General features: G+C 31.5%; 17 protein-coding genes, 1 pseudogene and 1 riboswitch. Of the genes and pseudogenes, 3 read left to right on the forward strand and 15 right to left on the reverse strand.

Features of this window, described 5'->3' with window-relative positions:
• Window positions 1-146: 146 nt before the first annotated feature.
• From NSQ08_RS11760 to NSQ08_RS11785, 6 genes are all read right to left on the reverse strand, one after another.
• Window positions 147-746 (reverse strand): undecaprenyl-diphosphatase, encoded by a 600-nt coding sequence (locus NSQ08_RS11760; RefSeq protein ID WP_002141978.1) that lies wholly within the window; start codon window positions 744-746, stop codon window positions 147-149.
• Between the two features lie 273 nt (window positions 747-1,019).
• Window positions 1,020-2,009, reverse strand: a complete 990-nt coding sequence (locus NSQ08_RS11765; protein WP_340774942.1) for a zinc-binding dehydrogenase — start codon at window positions 2,007-2,009, stop codon at window positions 1,020-1,022.
• 148 nt (window positions 2,010-2,157) lie between these two features.
• A complete protein-coding gene (locus NSQ08_RS11770) occupies window positions 2,158-3,573 on the reverse strand; it encodes a HAMP domain-containing histidine kinase (protein ID WP_340774945.1) in 1,416 nt (471 codons plus the stop codon).
• Window positions 3,570-4,244 (reverse strand): response regulator transcription factor, encoded by a 675-nt coding sequence (locus NSQ08_RS11775; protein WP_340774948.1) that lies wholly within the window; start codon window positions 4,242-4,244, stop codon window positions 3,570-3,572. Before NSQ08_RS11775 ends, NSQ08_RS11770 begins: the two co-directional genes overlap by 4 nt.
• A 12-nt stretch (window positions 4,245-4,256) precedes the next feature.
• On the reverse strand, window positions 4,257-4,787 hold the full coding sequence (locus tag NSQ08_RS11780; RefSeq protein WP_061690135.1) for a hypothetical protein: 531 nt from the start codon (window positions 4,785-4,787) through the stop codon (window positions 4,257-4,259).
• 109 nt (window positions 4,788-4,896) lie between these two features.
• A complete protein-coding gene (locus tag NSQ08_RS11785) occupies window positions 4,897-5,415 on the reverse strand; it encodes a GrpB family protein (RefSeq protein WP_061690134.1) in 519 nt (172 codons plus the stop codon).
• Between the two features lie 126 nt (window positions 5,416-5,541).
• Between NSQ08_RS11785 and NSQ08_RS11790 the strand changes: the two genes are divergently transcribed.
• Window positions 5,542-6,423 (forward strand): protein kinase, encoded by an 882-nt coding sequence (locus NSQ08_RS11790; protein ID WP_061690133.1) that lies wholly within the window; start codon window positions 5,542-5,544, stop codon window positions 6,421-6,423.
• A gap of 46 nt (window positions 6,424-6,469) precedes the next feature.
• The gene (locus tag NSQ08_RS11795) at window positions 6,470-7,789 is read left to right on the forward strand and encodes a sensor histidine kinase (RefSeq protein WP_002141985.1); all 1,320 of its coding nucleotides are present in this window, start codon (window positions 6,470-6,472) and stop codon (window positions 7,787-7,789) included.
• Window positions 7,790-7,888: 99 nt separating this feature from the next.
• Here the strand turns inward: NSQ08_RS11795 and NSQ08_RS11800 are convergent, their stop codons facing one another.
• From NSQ08_RS11800 to NSQ08_RS11815, 4 genes are all read right to left on the reverse strand, one after another.
• Window positions 7,889-7,987 (reverse strand): YjcZ family sporulation protein, encoded by a 99-nt coding sequence (locus NSQ08_RS11800; protein WP_000007808.1) that lies wholly within the window; start codon window positions 7,985-7,987, stop codon window positions 7,889-7,891.
• Between the two features lie 135 nt (window positions 7,988-8,122).
• Entirely contained in the window at window positions 8,123-8,923 is an 801-nt protein-coding gene (locus tag NSQ08_RS11805; protein ID WP_305927605.1) for an energy-coupling factor transporter transmembrane component T family protein, read from the reverse strand.
• Window positions 8,916-10,616 carry an ABC transporter ATP-binding protein gene (locus NSQ08_RS11810; RefSeq protein WP_340774963.1) on the reverse strand — a complete coding sequence of 567 codons (1,701 nt, stop codon included), beginning with the start codon at window positions 10,614-10,616 and terminating at the stop codon, window positions 8,916-8,918. The genes NSQ08_RS11805 and NSQ08_RS11810 overlap by 8 nt, the downstream gene beginning before the upstream one ends.
• Window positions 10,617-10,626: 10 nt before the next feature.
• Window positions 10,627-11,175, reverse strand: a complete 549-nt coding sequence (locus NSQ08_RS11815) for an ECF-type riboflavin transporter substrate-binding protein (protein ID WP_002127640.1) — start codon at window positions 11,173-11,175, stop codon at window positions 10,627-10,629.
• A 139-nt stretch (window positions 11,176-11,314) separates the two neighbouring features.
• Window positions 11,315-11,430, reverse strand: a riboswitch (SAM riboswitch).
• Window positions 11,431-11,580: 150 nt separating this feature from the next.
• On the opposite strand from NSQ08_RS11815, the gene NSQ08_RS11820 reads away from it, so the two are divergent.
• Window positions 11,581-12,264, forward strand: coding sequence for an aspartate/glutamate racemase family protein (locus NSQ08_RS11820; RefSeq protein WP_012261026.1), 684 nt, complete (start codon window positions 11,581-11,583; stop codon window positions 12,262-12,264).
• A 49-nt stretch (window positions 12,265-12,313) separates the two neighbouring features.
• Here the strand turns inward: NSQ08_RS11820 and NSQ08_RS11825 are convergent, their stop codons facing one another.
• From NSQ08_RS11825 to NSQ08_RS11845, 5 genes and pseudogenes are all read right to left on the reverse strand, one after another.
• Complete coding sequence (locus NSQ08_RS11825; protein WP_002085238.1) at window positions 12,314-13,492, reverse strand: macrolide family glycosyltransferase; 1,179 nt, start codon at window positions 13,490-13,492, stop codon at window positions 12,314-12,316.
• 255 nt (window positions 13,493-13,747) lie between these two features.
• A pseudogene (lepB, locus tag NSQ08_RS11830) lies at window positions 13,748-14,269 on the reverse strand (signal peptidase I).
• Between the two features lie 77 nt (window positions 14,270-14,346).
• Window positions 14,347-16,473: a peptidoglycan D,D-transpeptidase FtsI family protein gene (locus NSQ08_RS11835; protein WP_340774974.1), complete on the reverse strand. Its 2,127-nt coding sequence runs from the start codon at window positions 16,471-16,473 to the stop codon at window positions 14,347-14,349.
• 224 nt (window positions 16,474-16,697) lie between these two features.
• Window positions 16,698-18,485, reverse strand: a complete 1,788-nt coding sequence (locus NSQ08_RS11840) for an ATP-binding protein (protein ID WP_340774976.1) — start codon at window positions 18,483-18,485, stop codon at window positions 16,698-16,700.
• Between the two features lie 351 nt (window positions 18,486-18,836).
• Window positions 18,837-19,688 (reverse strand): Cof-type HAD-IIB family hydrolase, encoded by an 852-nt coding sequence (locus NSQ08_RS11845; RefSeq protein WP_340774983.1) that lies wholly within the window; start codon window positions 19,686-19,688, stop codon window positions 18,837-18,839.
• Window positions 19,689-19,845 lie beyond the last annotated feature (157 nt).

Below are 19,845 nucleotides of genomic sequence, written 5' to 3' on the forward strand. Positions count from 1 at the left end.
TTACTAATTCCTCTATAACAATAAGAAAACCAGTTCTGTTGCTATTTATTTTTTATTAATTTTGTATTTTTTAATATAAAATACGGTGAGTGAAATTTTTCGAATCTTCAAATAAAAAGAACCTACTTTTTGGTAGGTTCTTAAGTTTACGCTATGTGGTTATATTTCGCTAAAAAAGGAACTCGTTTTGCTACTAGTGCATACATTTTGAAAATAAAACTTGCTAACGGTTCAAATATACGTGCGCTTTGCATCACTAATCCACTTGTAATAAATGTTAAGAACGCAGCACCCAGTATATCTAGAGGATAATGAACGCCTACGTACATGCGTGATACACCGACTAATATTGCCCATATTAACGCGATATATTTAAGTTTTTCTCCTCTTAGAATAAATACGAAAGCAATCGAAAATACGAGTACAGAATGATCACTTACAAATGATGAATCTGCTGCATGCGGTACTAATTGATTTACATGATGTGTTATAAAAGGACGCGGATGGTAATATACCGCATGTATAAGAACATTTACTAATAATGCAATACTAACTGAAAGTGTCGTATATAACACTGTATATTGTTTTCTAATTGCATTCTCTTTCTTTCCATTATTAAACCATAGGATAAGCATAAATAGAATAGCTACATATGCAGCACTATTTGTAATAGCGATCATTAGCGTATCTAATAGCTTGGATGATCCAGCAAAGTTATTAATCCATTGAAATACTGTGTAATTCATATTACTCTCTCCTTATTATTACTCATTGTACTTTAAATAAAGATACAAGTGTTCTTGATTTACACAGTATACAACATCAATATGAAAATGGGCTTAAACTTTTCTCATCTAATTCTCATTTTATTACTATTCATTTGACAATCGTGTAACTATTTACAAGAGCTAAGTATGTATAAAGCTTGTAAAACATTTTAAATAGTATGGTAAACACTTTATGCATGAATATAATACTTAACATGTTCATTTAAATATAATTTCTCTGAAATCATATTTTCATTCCATACGAAGGGCAATATTACCGAATTGTTCTCCTTGCTGCATTCGATTTAAAGCTTGAATTGCTTCTTCTAATGGATATACTTTATCAATGATTGGTTTAATATTATGTTCCTCTATAAAATGAATCATCGCATTAAACTCTTCACTGCTCCCCATTGATGTTCCCATAATATCGATTTGATTATAAAATAATGCTCGTAACGGTAATTCGATTTTATCTCCTGAACTTGCACCAAAGTTAACGATTCTTCCATTTGGTTTTAATATATCAAAATATTTTAAGAACGTCGCCGGACCTATACTATCTATAATTAAATCCACTTTTTCTCCATGTAGGCACTCGTCCCAATTACCAGAACTATTAAAAGAAAAGTCTGCTCCATATTTTTCAGCAGCCTTTTTTTTGTCCTCTATCCTTGAAGTAACACTCACCTTTGCTCCAATTGCTTTAGCAAATAACATAGCATAAGTAGCTACACCACCGCCGATTCCCGGAATTAGGACATGTTCTTCAGGTTTTAATCTACCTTTTGTAAAAAGCGCTCTATATGCAGTTAATGCCGATAAAGATAGCACACCAGATTCTTCCCACGTAAGATAGGATGGCTTTTTCACTACATTTTCAGCCGGCACAATAACATATTCGGCAAACGTTCCATCGGCTGGTCCACCTAGTACTTCAGGTAACTCTGGTATTTCATGAGTATTATTCCATCCAATACTAGGGTTAATAATAACCTCGGTATGTAGTGAAATATTTGAAACTCCTTCTCCTAGTTCTATAACAATACCTGCACCATCTGACCCTAAAACTAATGGTAGTTCCATTTCTTTTCTATTATTCATTATAAATAAATCACGATGATTTAAACCTGCTGCTTTTAATTTCACTTTAACCTCTCCAATGTTAGGAGTTATCTCAGGTGATAATTTATATTTTAAACCTTCTATTCCATTTTTATGTTGATGTATAATAGCTTTCATTAATAATCCCCCTTTATATTATTAATGTATCGAAAATATCGAAAGAAATAAAATATTTTGATTACTAAACATTAAAAAAAAGAAGAAATACATCATGTAATCCTCCTTTTAAATAACTCTTACAAAAAGAATTTTCCACCTTCAACTATCAATGGGTAGCATAAGGAAATGTAATCGTAACAACTGTTCCTTCATTTTTTTTACTCTCTAATTGAATAGTTCCGTTATATTTTTCTACAAGCCGTTTTGCAATAGATAGACCTAGCCCATTGCCACCTTGTTTTCGACTTCTCGCTTTATCGACTCTATAAAAACGGTTAAGAACAAATGGTAAATCCGATTCAGGTATTCCCGCTCCATGATCTATTATGCGAATATTAATTTTCCCCGACTGTATACTTGATTCAATACAAATATACTCATTAGCTTCTTTTGTATATTTCACTGCATTATCCATTACAATAATAATTATTTGTTCTAAGTAAGATGATGGTATTGAAACATACGCTTCATCTGCATCCAATTTCATATCAAATTGAAAGTCAGTTTGCAGTACTGCAAAGTTTTGTGTAACTTGTTTTAATACGCTATTAACATGGACTCGTTCAGCTACTATTGGATGTATCTGTTCTGATTCAGCCCTTGATAGCTCTAGCAATTCTGAAACTAATTTATTTAATCGATCTACTTCTTTTAAACTGGATTGAAGAGATTTATCCAATATAGCTGGATCATTTTTCCCCCATCGATTCAGCATTGATAAGTGCCCTTGAATAATTGTTAATGGTGTTCTTAATTCATGCGATGCGTCTTCTACAAACTGTTTTTGCTGTGTAAAAGAAGTTTCCACTTCATCCATCATTTCATTAAAAAGAATCGATAATTTTGCGAGTTCATCATTATTTTCTCGTACTGGAACTCTTTCATTTAGTCCGTTTTTCTTAATACGCTTCATCGTATCCGTTATGTTTTGAACACTTGATAAAAGCTTTTTCGTTATAAGTATTCCGCCTAAAAAACTAAACACTAATCCACATATCCCTGCAAAGACCATTACCACTAAGATAATTTTTAATAAATGATCAAATGTCTCTAAGTTTTTCGTAAGTTCAATAGTTCCCGTGAATTTTTTTGTTTGAATTGGTATGCGCTCAACTAATATTCGATCTTCTATATGTCTTTTTATTAAGGATTCATCTTGGGTAACCTGTTTTGGTTTTATCCAAGCTTCATTAAAATCTCGAGAAACAGTAACAATGGGCTTTCCATCATTTCCGATAATACGAATCATTTGATGTTTATCAATCATATTATTTAGAAATTCTTTACTATTTTCAAATGTTTTGCTCGAGAGCGTTTCGTTTTTATCTTGAAAATATGCCGCTATTTCTGTCAATTGTCTGTTTATTTGTTTCTGTTCATAATCTATAGTCCACTTATTAATTACAATGAATTGTAACGTGCTATACAAAATAAACAAAATGAATACTAGTGTAGTGGACCAAAGTGTTAATTTCCACTTTATAGGTAAATTTCGAATTCGGTGCACAATGTTTTTTATCATTTCATTATATATCCAGCACCGCGAACTGTTTGGATATACTCCTCCTTATCCACACTATGTAACTTATTACGTAAATAACGAACATACACATCGACTATATTTGTCTCAACCATTGCATCATATCCCCATACTTGGTCCAGTAAAATATCACGGGTAAGAACTCGATTAATATTTTTCATAAACATAAGCAGTAGCTCGAATTCTTTATTTGTAAGTTCAATTTCTTCATTTCCTTTAGTTATAGTTCGAGATTCAATCTGAAGCTGTAGATCTTTAAACGAAAGAAATGATGCGTGCTTTTGCTCTGTATTTTCTTCTCTCCTAAAAATCACTCTCATACGTGCTAAAAGTTCTTCAATTGCAAACGGTTTTGGAAGATAATCATCAGCTCCACTATCTAACCCTGTCACACGGTCCATAATACTATCACGAGCAGTCAACATAATAATAGGTGTACTTTTAGTTGCTCTTAGTCGACGACATACTTCCAGTCCGTTTAATCCTGGTAACATTAAATCAAGTAATATGAGATCGTAATTCTTTTCAAGTGCTACTTCTAATCCCTTTCTTCCATCAAGTTGTATATCTACTATATATCCTTCATACTTTAATTCTAATTCTAAAAAATCTGCTAAGCTTTCCTCATCCTCAATAATTAGTATATGTTGCAACGATACTTCCTCCTATACGATTAAATGAATAAGTAATTCTATTCCGAATATAATTGCAACGATTTGATGTGTTTTTCGATACATTATCAATTTCGTTTTCTTATTAGTTTGTTGTAAAACAAATCCCGCAATCCCTAATGCTATTAAGGTTAAAAGAGAAAATATACCACTGTATACTAGCATAATATGCCGACTTCCTTTTATTAAAAAGTAAACACCGTGAGTAGTCGCAACAGCTATTACAGCGTATCCAATTAATACGTGAAAATGTTTTATAAAAAGATATAGCTCTTTAATTATTTTAAATCTGTGAATATGTTTCTTCTTTAAAAATAACCATATATGACGTAAGAACCATAATGATGCAGCTATAATTACCCCGTATTCACCTAAAGAACCTAATTTCTTATTTAGCCATTGTACATTTAATACATTCCCGTACAAAACATTAATAAATAGCAATTCTACACTACAAACAATAATAGTAATACCGATTATTTTAACATATATATGGAAATATTTATTTCTAAGTATTTTCTCCATTTTATATAATCTCCTTTTGACTCAAAAGCTCTATAATCAGCAGTGTATCAAGTAAAAGAGAGAATAACATGAGAGAAAGATTAAAATAAAATGAGAATCTGCAAACTACTTATATTTTATTTATCTCCTTTTTGGCCAATTCTAATATGTTGCAAATAAACGGTGCTTTTGCATTTGTATATGAAACACGATCAAAAGGATATGTAGCAGCAAGCATCTCTTTTAATTTTCTATATTCTTCACGTGCCCACTCATGATTTATTAGAAAGTCTCGAAATAAAAGGTTGTTCCTCCATTCCTCGCTATTATAAATATAAACATGTAAATGGTGGGTACCAGCTCTCCATTTACCTTTCCTAAAAAAACGCCAATTAGGTGTTTTTTTAGGAACATATTCATAGCCAATTTCTTCTAGGGCTTCCCTCCAATTTTCGGTAATTTGTAAATTTGTTACGCCGATCATCATATCAATAAGAGGTTTAGCCCCTAACCCTTCTACAGCTGTGCTTCCGATATGTTCAATAGCAATAATTTCTTCATGGAGTAACGGCACAAGTTTATTTTTTTCATTTAAAAACTCTGTATGCCAATATTGTTGGTACGGTTTAATTATGATTTTTCCATCCATTTGCTTTCCTCCTTATAACTATATATTATTATATTCATAAAATTCAAGTTTATAAATATAGGGATTTCACAAAATATGTCGAATACTGTAATGGACAACTTAATTATATTAAATTTGAGGTGAATTATGAAAGATATTCCAGTTAAAATTCAGTTAGATACTATAACATTCCAACTAAAAAAACATCATAATTTTGATTGGCTTACAAAACTAGGTACAGTATTTGCGGTTTTTGACCAACAAGATTCCGGTAATATAAGTTTTGGTGTTGAAAAGAATGGGAAAAAGAACTTTATAAAATATGCAGGGGCACAAACACTCGCATATAATGCTTCTACAAATGAAGCTATACAAAGATTAAAAAGCTCAGTTACTATATACAATGAATTAAAACACGTTTCTCTTATAAATTTAATTGATCACTACCCTGTACAGCATGGATATGTTTTAATTTTCGATTGGTTTGACGGTGAATGTCTTCACTCGCACTGGAGTTTCCCACCCCCAGCAAAATATAATGATCCTAACTCACCATTTTATAAATATAAAAAATTATCCGTTAAAAATAGGCTAGTTTCATTAAATTCTATTTTTAATTTCCATACTTACGTTGAACACAAAAACTATGTAGCTATTGATTTTTATGACGGTAGTATTTTGTACAACTTTAAAACTAATGAAACAAAAATTTGTGATATTGATTTATACAGTAACAAACCGTATGTAAATAAGATGGGACGAATGTGGGGGTCATCTCGTTTTATGTCACCTGAAGAGTTTCAACTTAATGCTATGATAGACGGGAAAACTAATGTATTTAATATGGGGGCTATAGCTTTCGCACTATTAGGTGGCGGGCAAGATCGTTCCTTTATGAAATGGGAAGCTAGTGCAGGCTTATATGAAGTAGCATACCGTGCTGTAAATGAAAATCGTAGTGAGCGCTATGCGTCAATGGAAGAGTTTAATAATGCATGGTTAAAAGCCTATAACACTGAAAATCTATAAAAACTAAATACATTGTAAAAGTACATGTAAAACTTGTACTTTTATAATGTATAATACATATGGGATTGAAATTCAGGATAACGGGGCATGTATTATGAACTTTGTTTACATTAATCAAAATGTTTTAAATAATCTTCTTTATATTTTAAGCAGTATATTTGTTTTTTATTTTATTTATGATAGTGGGTACTTTGGGAAGAAATATAAGAAACTACTTATCATTCTTTGTACGAGTATCCCACTAATTTTATGTATGCGGTACCCCATCTATATGGATGAAAATTATATTCACGATTTAAGACAAATCCCCTTTTTAATTGGTACACTTTATGGTGGATTTCCAGTCGGTATTGCATTACTCATGATTTTATTAATAATACGTTTTATGTTTTATGGTTTTAGCCTGTTAACAATCATTGTTTATGGAACGATGTTAATAATTACAGCATTCGCATCCTCAAAATTTAATACATACAATAGGAAAATAAAAGTAACTTCATCTATGTTTTTAACTTTTTTCCTTGCAATATTTACAACAGTAATTGTTTTAACTCTATCAGATTTTGAAGTGAATAATTTGTACATTATTTATTTCATTCTATTACCAACTATTTTAATATTATTTATGGTCTATTTTAATGAGGTTTTAAAAGATGCAATATTTATGCGATCAAAATTAATAAAAGTTGAAAAAATGGAGATTGTCAGCCAACTCGCTGCAAGTATTTCACATGAAGTAAGGAATCCATTGACTGTTGTAAAAGGATTTACACAACTTTTAAAAACACCCAATATAACTCAACAATCCAAAGATGAGTATATTGAACATATTCTTGAAGAGTTAAATCGTGCACAAGCAATTATTGATGATTACTTAACTTTTGCCAAACCGGCTTCAGAAAAACTAGATCATATTTCAGTGGAGCACGAGTTAAATCGAGTTATTAATATGATGTTGCCTTTTTGTAACATGAATACTATTAATATTACAAAAGAGTTCTCAGAGGGAACAATTATTGGTAATACACAGCACTTCCATCAATGTTTTTTAAATTTAATAAAAAACAGTATAGAAGCAATGCCATGTGGCGGTAATCTAATTATTTCTGCAACTGTTAGCAATAATAAGGTCATAATAAGGATTCAAGATAGTGGAGTTGGAATGTCGCAAGAGCAAATTAATCGATTTGGCGAACCATATTTTAGTACAAAAACGAAAGGTACTGGTTTAGGTACGATGGTTGCTGTTAAAATTATTGAAACGATGCGAGGCAGTTTAAAAATCCGAAGTATCGTTAATAAAGGAACTACTTTAACTATTACATTCCCAAAATATAATAATGAGAGCACGTTGCATAATAAATAAAAAAGGAGCATAATGGCTCCTTTTTTATTTCGATACAAAAAGTATCTGCTATGTTTTTTTAATTTACATTTAGAAGAGACTAATTAGAAATTAGTACCCTTAGCTCCAACAGCTACATCCAACAATAATTAATAAAATAAATAACACAACTAATAAAGCGAAACCTCCACCAAAACCACAAGAACCGCCGAAACTCATATTTTTTCCTCCTTTTGGTTTGAAAACTAATAGGTAGTTGATCATTTTAACTGGTTCGTATTATACAGTATGTATATCTCCCTTTTTTGAGCATGTCTTCATAAAAATTAGTAAAAGCACTCTATTGAGAGTGCTTTAAAATGGGTACCAGAAGCTTTGGAATACATTCAGCTTTAAGTAAACTGCAATAATCAAAATGATAATACCAACAAAAAGTGTGATGTAATCCTCCTTTTGTGCGTCTTTTGCATAGTACCACGTTCGTTTATCCTTTTTTCCAAAACCTCTTAAATCCATTGCATTTGAAACAGTATCAATCCTTTCTAATGAATGAATAATAAGTGGCCAAAAAATTAAAACACGGTTTTTCATACGAATCCACAAGCTCGCTTCTCCTTTTTCAAAAGGTACGCCTCTTGCTTCCTGCGCGTGTCTAATGATTATATATTCAGATTGAATACTTGGTATATAACGCAGTGCAATATTTATTGCATATGTAATTTTATAAGGAACAGCAAATTTATTTAAGCTGCTTACAAATTCACTTGGATGAGTTGTATAAATAAAAAGAAGTGTAAATGGTAATAACGTAAAATATTTCAATGAAAGTGTAGCTGCATAAAATAAAGTTTCATATGTAATTGTTGCATAACCTATATAAAAAAAAGAGGTATACGATCCCGTTAATTCCGATCCATGGGTGGGCGTAATGAAAAGAATCATAACGGAATTTAATAAACTAAATGTAAATATAACGCTGAAAATAACTATAATTTTACGCAATTGAATTTTTGCAATTAAGAGGCCGATACATCCAACAATAAATAAAATTAGCAATATACGAAAATCAAAAAATAAAAAAGTAAGTGTCATACAAAATATAAATAAAGATAATTTAATTGCACCATCCATACGATACAAATACGTATTATGCATATTCCTCCCTCCTATTAGCTTCAATATAAAGTTGCACAAATGTTTCTGGAGTTGGAATTCCGCTTAATTTAGCTAGTTTTATTAATGAAATCTCCCGTAGATTAGCTCTTTGTAACGTTCCTTTATCCCCTAAAACAGCAGATACAGTATTGTCCGCAATAATTTTCCCTTCATGCAGAACTACCGCTCGATCTGCATATTCTAAAGCAAGATTCATATCGTGTGTGATAATAATAAAGGATATGCCCTTTTCAGCCAGTTTTCTAATAAACGACATAAACTGTTTGTAATGGTAATAATCTTGTCCAGCTGTCGGCTCATCTAATACAATAAGTTTTGGGTTTGTTATAAGTACAGATGCAATAGTAAGCCTCTTTTTTTGTCCATAGCTTAATGCCTGAATTGGCCAGTTACGAAATGGATATAATCCACAAATTTTTAAAGATTTTTCGACTCTTGTCTTAATCTCATCTTTAGAAACCTTTTTTAATTTTAATGAATATGAAACCTCTTCTAAAACAGTAGGCTGTGTCATCATTTGATTTGGGTTTTGCATAACGTAAGAAATAACTTCCCCGCGTTTACGAATAGACCAACAATTTATATTTTCTCCATCGAATGTTATTCTCCCATTCTTCGTTTTATTTATTCCTATAAGTGTATGAGCTAATGTCGATTTCCCTGCTCCATTATGACCCAATAACGCTACTATTTCTCCCTCTCCTATTGAAAGGTTGATATCTTCTAAGGCTGTATGTTTGTTATTGTACGTAAATGATAAATTTTCTATCTTGCATAAAGCTTTTTTAATATATTTGTTTTTTGATGAAACTTGCTTATGCATCCAGTTCTTTAATAGGCTATGAACGCCTGCATTACGAAGATTTTCAATTGGAAATACCCTAACATTATTACTATCAAAATTTAATTTCTTTAGCGCCTCTATATAAATAGGTTCTCTTAGTCCGATATTTGGTAATATATTAGAATTTAAAATACTATCCGGTGAACCAACGGCAATAACTTCTCCCTCATCTATTAAAATAATTTTATCTAAATCAAGGTTTAAAATTTCTTCTATTCGATGTTCAATAATTACAATTGTTTTATTATATTTCTCATGTATATTTTTAATGAGTTCTATTGTATTCAAACTACATGCAGGATCCAAATTAGCTAACGGTTCATCAAATAATAATATATCGGCATTTGTCGTTAGCAGACCTGCAAGAGAGACTGTCTGTTTTTGACCTCCTGATAATTCATGCGGACTTTGTGTATGAAAGTCCTGCATGCTTACCTTTTTTAAAGAATCCGTAACAATCTTTTTCATTTCTATTTGATTTACACAATCGTTTTCTAATGCAAATGCTACATCCTCTTCGACAGTAAGGCCTATAAATTGTGAATCTTGATCTTGTAATATTGTCCCTACGTGTTTACTCTGTTCAAAAACACTACCTTTTCTCGGATCCTTTCCAGCTATTAAAATGTTACCGGTACTTATCCCTTCGTAAGAAAATGGGATTAGCCCATTTATACAATGAGCTAATGTTGACTTACCTGAACCACTTCGTCCAGCGATAAGTACCTTTTCCCCAGGATATATTTGAAATGTAATATCTTTTAAAGTAGGCTGCGTGGTATGCCTATATTGAAAGGTAAATTGTTCAAAAGAAATAATTGGTTGCATGTATTCATCCCTACTTTTCAATTTTTAAATGTGTATGTTTCTTATTTGATTTCGCTAGACCGATCGTGATTGGTAAGCCAAGAACTAAAAATACGATAACGTCTGCAATTGTTGCGCCTAGTACTTGTATAACTATTTTGTCAAACGGTTCTCCCATCACAATAATATCGAATGCTCCAGCAAATATAATTGCTATGACAATACCAATTAACCCTGCAATTGCAAAATAAGAAATATCACGGTTATTATACGTTCCATGTTTTACACTAAAACCAACTCTTTTTTGTATGAGTCCCATTGCTAAACCAATAATACCTGAACTAATAACCCATCCCCACCAAATACCCCAACCAGCGATCGTATCTGTAACGGTATGACCGATGAGTCCTATTAAAAGTCCTGCTACCGGGCCAAATAACGCTCCAAAAACTGTTAAAATAGCCAATGCGGGTTTAATAAATGTATTCGGTGCGATAGAAAATCCCCAAAGCCCTAATACCCCGTATAGAGCTGCTCCAATTCCAATAGCTACTACTAGCTTTGTCGTTAATTTGTTCATTACAATTCCCCTCTCGTATTATTCAACTTTTAATACTCTATATTTATTTTGAAAATGAATTATGCATCGACACTTCCTTTCTATACAACAAAAAATGACCTCTTAAATAAGAGGTCATTTTCTTTCACGTACAAGAATCCCCTTATCTTTCAAAAGACACATAGTGTCCCCTGCGGAATTAGCACCTTCCTATGTAATTACATAGGGGTTGCTGAGGCTTCAAAGGGCCGTTCCCTCTACCTCTCTGGATAAGTATGTATTTGTAATCTGTATTATGGCACTAACAATAAATAATTTCAATACTTTTCTTACTATTTTTATTTTTCGATAAATAGTTCACTTAAATCATTGTATTCTTATCGGAATTATGAAATAATAAATTCAAAATTGTTACGGGAGGAATGCATGATGAAAGTAATTGGCTTAATTGGCGGACTAAGTTGGGAATCAACATCGTTGTACTATAAACACATTAATACACTGACTCTCTCTAAATATGATCAAAATGCGAAGCTTGTTTTATATAGCATGGACTTTGGGGAGGTAACTACATTATTGCAAAACCATCAATATGAAGAAGTGAAAAATGAATTAGTCACGGTAGCAAAAAAGGTAGAAAACTCAGGAGCTGAATGTTTACTAATGTGTTCTAATACCGTACATCTATTTGCTGAGGAAGTAGAACAAGCAATATCAATCCCACTTCTTCATATCGGTGATGTAAGTGCTAAAGAAATGGTAGAACAGAATATAAAACGGATCGGATTATTAGGAACGAAACAAACAATGGAACAAGATTTTTATACATCACGACTAGCAAAATATAACATTGAGACTATCATCCCAAATGACGAAGAAAGAACTTTTATCCATCACGTCATATTAAATGAATTAAGTAGAGGAGTTATTTCAGAAACATCAAAAGAAAAACTAATACAAATTACCAATTCATTAATTAATAATGGGGCTGAAGGAATTCTACTTGGCTGTACGGAAATTCCTTTGCTCATTTCCCAAAATGATCTATCTGTTCCTGTTTTTGATACTGCTTATTTACATGCGAATACTGCTGTACAATTTGCTGGATAATAATATAAAAGCATACAGGTAGAGCCTCTATGCTTTTATATTATCCGAACTATTTATTTAAAAGAGCATCAATAACTGCAATGGCTCTTTTGGAACCACCACACTCTAAAAAACTTTCATTCAGTTTTTGAATGCCATGTTTATACTTTTTATTTGAAAGAACGTCTGTTACCGCCTTTTTTAAAGTTTGCACATTAACATGCTCTTTCAATAATCTATGTGCTGCCTCAAGCTCAGTTAATCTTTGCGCTATCATAGGTTGATCTTTATCATGCGGTATTATCACAAATGGGACATTATAATGGATTGCATCGTGCACACTATTCATTCCACCATGTGTAATAAAAACATCTGCTTCACTTAATATTTCTGATTGAGGTACGTAAGGGGTTATAATAAAGTTGTCTGGCGCTTGCTTAATCTTCGAAATATCATTTCTATCACCAATCGCCATTACTACAATCCCTTCGAAATTTGAAAAAGCATCAATACAAGTATTAAAAAATGGTTCGAGCCCTTCGAGAAGTGTTCCCATTGAAATATAAATAACTTTCTTTTTTGAAAGCAATTCAAGTGGAAACTTTACATTTGTTTTGCGCTTTATAATACTCGGTCCAATAAAAACATTGTTTTCTCCGAACGAATCGCTATTAGGTTGAAAATAACGACTTGTATACACGAGACTAATATCTCCCTTATTATGCATAAATTGAAGATTATTTTTGGGTTTTACTCCAAATTCATGTTCCATTTGATACAGTAACTTTTCAGAGAGTTCATCGGGTTGGAATTGTATTTCTGCATTTGGATGAAAAGGCAAGGTTTCCAATAATACTGGTGGAATTAAAAATATAGGAGAGGAAACTATGCCTGGAACTTGTAAATATTCCTTTACTAACTCTCCAGCACCAAATATATCATAAACTACGAAATCAAAATTAATGCTTTTACATAATCGTTTCGTAATTTCTAATATGTATAAAGAAGTTTGAACATGTACATGAAAGAAAGATTTTAATCCATATGAAGTTTCATTATCAATAGAAATCTCCTTTAATAAATCCGGATGAGTATGTACAATGGCTCCCAAAACTTCAAGCCTTTCCTTAAAGCTTTCCGTTGTAATATAGTGTACGTTATCACCTCTTTCAGTAAAGGCCTTTACTAAACTTAATGTAGGATTTACATGTCCCTCTGCAGGGAAATTAACTATTAAAATATTCATCACTTATTTCTCACTCCTACAATTCAATGTTCTTATTAATCGTACTGTTATTATTACAAGCAATCTTCCCTTAATAGTCCCAATATACTTACTACTTTAGGTTGATAAATAATTATCAGACATTGAAAAAGGCATCTACATAAAATGTAGATGCCTAACTGTGATAAGGAGTGTTCTGTGAGGTTAGGATAAGCTTTTCTGCTTGTCCTATGCTATCAATATATGATTTATTTTATAAAACGTGCATATCTAATAGAATTATTTTATTTGATCAAATGGATAATATACCATCTTCACTTTACCTATTATATTTGACTCATCAATTAGTCCAAGCGTATTCCTACTATCTTTACTATGATTTCGATTATCACCTAACACAAATAATTTATGCGTGGGAACTTTCATTTCTCTACAGTTTGAAAAACGATTTGATACTTGTGACATATCTAACTGTATATACGACTCATCACGCTTTTTACCGTTAATATATACCTCATCGTCTCTTAATTATATGTTATTCCCCGGTAATCCAATAATTCGTTTCACGTAGTATGTAGCCGAGTCTTCTTTTTTTATTATTACAACATCACCATGATGAAAAGAAGAAAAATAGATGCTAGCCTTATTAACAAGTATGCGATTATTCTCATTCAAAGTAGGTTGCATCGAAATTCCTTCTACCATACAAAATAAAAATGACTTATTAATAAAAATAATTCCTATTATAATTAAAATATAGCTACATATTTTTCTCCGATCTTTTAGAATCAATTGCTTCATATATACCTCATTTCTAATCTATTCGTATGTAAAAAACGTCTCTAGTTCATATAATTGCTAGAGACGTTTCGTATATTTTAATTCTCTTTAGAGTCATCTGTTTTTGGTGCTTCGCCAGTTAATCGCTTATTTTTTAATTCAAAATAAGCATCTAAAACTTCTTTTCCAATATCAGAGTTAATACCAGATTTATCATTAATAACCCACGGCACAACTACAGAGAATGCTACTTCTGGATTATCATACGGCGCATATCCTGCTAACGTTAAATTATAACATTCTCTTCGCTCACCTTTTTCATTTCTTCCAATATCACTTTCTCCACCGTATACTGTCTGTGCTGTCCCTGTTTTACCTGCTGGCTTATAAGATGCTTTTTGGAACGCCCTTACTCCTGTTCCATCACCTTCTTGGAATACCCTTCTAAATCCTTCTTTTACTTGATTTATATATTCCTCTTTCATATCTATCTTATTTAAAACGATTGGTTCTACTGCATGCACCACTTTACCAATCTCATCTTTTTGCGACGTTTGCTCTCTTACCTCTTGAACAATTTGTGGCTTCATTCGATATCCACCGTTTGCGATTGTTGAAATATACTGTACAAGCTGAAGTGGCGTATAGGTGTCATACTGGCCAATTGAGTAGTCTAGTAAAAAACCAGGTTGATTATCTTTTTTACCAATTTGTCCAGCTGTTTCATTCGGTAAATCAATACCCGTTGGAACACCTAATCCAAATTGCCTGAAATAATACCTCATTTTATCAAAGTACTCCTGTTTAATATTTAATGAACTATTTTTCACATAATCTACACCTGCAATTTTTAATGCTGTATTAAACATATAAACGTTAGAAGAAACTTGTAAAGCTCTTAGATCATCAATATTCCCGAAATCTTTCCAAGACTTTTTCTCCTTAGTTCCTTTAAACTTCATAGGCGCATCATAAAAGTAAGTACCTGGTGTTATAGCTTTCGTTTCGAAACCAGTCAATATTGTCGCACCTTTAACTGTTGATCCAAGCTCATATGAACTTGTCATCGTACCTAAAGCATAATCTTCAACTTCTGTTTTCCCATCTTTTTCTACTAATTTTTTCCCTGCCATTGATAATACTTGACCATTTTTCGGATTTATCATTACAACGAAAGCACGGTCCAACATCGATTCTGAACCTTTATAGACCTTTAATATTTTTTCTATGCTCTCTTCTACTTTTTTCTGTAATTCCATATCTATTGTTAAAGTTAAATTCTTACCGCTCTTTCCCTCAGAAACGGTTTCCGTTCTAATTGTATTACCTTGTTTATCAGCAACGCTTCTTACTTCTTTTTTTGTACCATGAAGTACATCTTCATATTGCTGCTCGATATAACTTTTTCCAACCCTATCATTTCGGCTATAATCACGTACCAAGTAGTAATCTAATCGTTCACTTGGTAATCCTTCATCGGAATTAGAAACATTTCCAAGAACAGATCGGAATAATCCATCATTTACATACACTCTCTCCCAATCCACCGATACGTCTACACCTGGGAGATTCGCTAAACCTTCACTAATTATAGTAAATTCCTTTTCACTAACATCTTTTTTAATAATTTGAGGTGCCATTTGATAACCTGAAGTCATCTTACTTTTAATAGCTAACACTTTTATATCTTTCTCTGTTAATTCCTGAAGATTTTTATCTGTAACCCGTTTTCTTTTTAACTCTTCTATTTTTTTATCTAGCTTCTTGCCGCTAATATCCTTTTCTCTAAATGTATCTATTTCTTTTTTCGATACTAGATTTTCAGCCAGTTGCGGATTTAATTGCATCCAAAAATCTTTCTTATCTGTCTCATTTAACTTATCTATATCTTCTTGCGGCATTTCAATTATGTCTACAAGTTGTCTTGCAGTTTTTAATATATCTTCTGATTTTACACCTTTCATCTTTGTGTACGTGATCGTGCGTAAAGATGTATTATCAACAACTGGATTCCCTTCTCGATCAAATATTTTCCCACGTGGGACAGATAGGCTCACAGTTGCATTTTCTCTCTTTTCTACTTCATTTTTATAAGTCTCTCCATCGAAAATTTGCACTTTACCTAACTGTATAATCATTGCAGAAAATAATAAAAATACACATAGAAATAAAATATTTAACCGCATCGGTATTGCTCTACCACTTTTTTTCACTTGCTTTTTCACCTTGTCATAATCTCCTCCTTACAGTATTTCTAATAACAATTGAATCTATATATTAAAAGTAATGCACATTTTCTATACAGTACTTTGTACAAATATTAATATACTGATAAAAACTTAATAGAAATTAAAACAAAGGTTAAGAAAAGGTAAAGTTTACTAAATTAAATATAAAAATACCCAATGAAAAAAGTTTAGCTTTTTTCATTGGGTATATAATCATTTATTTAAGAGTTAATACTAGAACGTATCGATATACATTTATCATCACAATTTGATAGAGATTGTTTACTCTGAATTTTCGGCAAGTAAATAGTTACAGTTGTCCCGACGCCAACCTCACTCATTATACTTATTGTTCCTTGATGACCTTCAATTATCTTATAACTTAACATCAATCCAATACCGGTACCTTTTTCTTTCGTACTATAGAAAGGTTCACCTAATCTTTTAATTCTTTCTTCAGGTATTCCTACTCCTTCATCTATTACACTAATAATGACACCTTTTTTATGTATTTCTTTTATATGGATTGAAATTTTCCCGCCATCTAGCATTGCTTCAATTGAATTTTGCAAAATATTAATAAATACTTGTTTCAATTGATTTTCTGAGCATTCAATGATTATCTCTTTGGAATCTGTAAATAGTTCAACTTGAATATTTGTCATGATTGCTTTTGTATTAATTAATGATACGACATTTTTAAAAATTTGATAAATATTTTTCTTTTCTGTATTTATTTCATCAGTTTTAGCAATCGACAAAAACTCTTGGAGGATTGCTTCTATTCTTTCTATTTCGGAAAGCATAAGATCAAAATATTTTTCTTGATCTTCTTTATTAATTTGGAATAACTGTATAAATCCTTTAATTACAGTTAATGGGTTTCTCACTTCATGAGCTACACCGGCTGCTAATTGACCAATTGCCGCAAGTGTATCTGATTTATTTAGCAATTCTTCTGCCTTTTTCCGCTCTGTGATATCGCGTACAATGATCATAATTTTATCTTGTAATAATGGTAAACATCTAGCTTCAAAGAAATCGATACTTCCATTAATTGTCAGGACATATTCTACAATTACATTCTTTCCTTCTTCTTTCAATTGGCGAATTGCTTCTTGAAATTGCTGTGCTACTGGAGACGGTAATATTTCGTAAAACTTTTTTCCCATAAAAGCTTCTGCAGGTACGTAAAATTTTGTAGGGGATCCTGCTTTATAATCTATAATTGTCCCATCATCTTCTGTTAAAAAACATAAATCTGGTAAAGCTTTAAAAATTAATTCTAATTCAGACGTTTGTTGTTTTAATTGCTCTTCTATCGCTTTTAAATGTGTAATATCTACCCCAACAGCCCAGTAACTAAATCCTGTTACAGGAAACTGTTCTGATATATTGGACCACATTATCGTTTTAATTTCACCATTTTTACATGTTAAACTCATTTCCCAATCTCTAAAATTTTTTCCACGAGTCAAAAATTTATTTTGTATTTGATGGCGATAATTATGGTCAGGATACAGTAATTGAAGAGCGTTTGGATTCCCAATTATTTCTTCAGCAGTATAACCTGTTACAATCTCGCATTCTCGATTCCATAAAACAAAATCTCCATTATAGTCAAGCACATCAACCATAACAGGCATGTTTTGTAAGATCGTATGTAGTTCTTCCTCTTTTCGAGAAAGTAACGATGTATTTTTACTTTGAACTGCTTTTTTCATCCCAGTTATAATGAGGTTAGAAAGCATTTCAAAATATTTTTGGCAATTGCAAATTTCGCTTCGTTTGGACCATACAATAAAAGATCCTAAATATTGATTGTATAAGAAAAGGGGGATTTCAATTTTGGGAAGTTTACATACTTTCATTTCATTAATTCCAAATGAAAATATACATTCGTTTTCAGCATCAAGAAGTTGATGTGATATGTTGGTTAATTTATAAAATTGTTCTGCCATGGTTTCTATTGTACTCACATCAATAAGTTCCATTAGCCGCGCATCCATTCCTTTTTCACCTCGATATGTAAAAATTATACAAATTCAAAATTCATACTTCTTCATTATACGAAGAAAGTGCTCCTAGGTATATAGCTGTAGAATAATTATTCTAACAAATTCTATTTTTCAATTAAAAACAGAAAATAATATGGGAGTGTTACGCGCTGCTAACAGCACTATAAAAATACAATAAACATAAAGTTCACGAATTTTTCATAATTTTCATGAAAAATATAAACATTTATTCCAATATATTCTATATAATTAGGTGTAATAAGGCTTCTATGAATCACATAGAATACCTTACCCCTAATAAAAAGAAAAAAGAATCTATTTGGATTCTTTTTTCTTTTTTTATTACATTACATATTTATATAAAGCATGTGCGACACCATGTTCTTCATTTGTTAACGTTTCGTATTGACACATCGCTTTTATTTCTTCAACTGCATTTCCCATTGCAATTGATATATTTGCTCTCTCCATCATAGAAACATCGTTTAAGCCATCACCTATTGCTACAGTGTTTTCAACTGGAATATTAAGATGTTCTGCTAAAGTATATAATCCATTTCCTTTTTGAGCATCTCGATGATTAATCTCTAAATTATGCCAATAGGAAGATGTAATAGCTAAATCTGTATTATGCAGAAACGTTTCTTTTAATTTTTTTAATTTCTCTATGTCATAAGAAAACGGTAAAAGTTTATGCACATGTATATCAGTTTCTACAATTGGTTTACAACTTTCTGTACTATGAAATGCTGTATGTTCAAGATATAATGCTGCAATCGTTTCTAACTCTTTCAAATCGAAATTTTCTTTTGCATTCCTCACATACTCGATTTCATTACGTACACTCTCTACTCCATAATCTGGTACATACACACCTTTATTAGTATAAAGCTGATAATACAAGCCATTCTCTTCAAGATATTCTACAATCTCAAGTGCCTGCATATTTTGAATTGGATATCTCTTCATCATTTTCTTATCTTTATAAATAAGGGCACCATTTTCCGCAATAATTGGACACTCTAAATTAACTTCTAACAATAATCGTTCAATATCAACGATAGAACGCCCTGTACAAATAGCTACAACATGGCCTGCTTCCTGACATTTTCGAATTGCTTCTGCATTTTCTTTACTTATCATTTTATTACCGGAAAGAAGGGTTCCATCTAAGTCAATTGCTATTAATTTCATTATTTCTTCACCACTTTCTATAAATACACGAGATCTATTTAACAAAAAGGTATCGTTTTCATATTGAGCTCGTTAAGTACTTCTTATTTATAATTTATGAAAAGCGTTTCAGGTCAAGAAATAATTAAAAATAAAATCAAAAGCTTTTCTCTTTAAA

This window comes from Bacillus sp. FSL E2-8887 (genome assembly GCF_038007205.1).
Lineage (GTDB): Bacteria > Bacillota > Bacilli > Bacillales > Bacillaceae_G > Bacillus_A > Bacillus_A mycoides.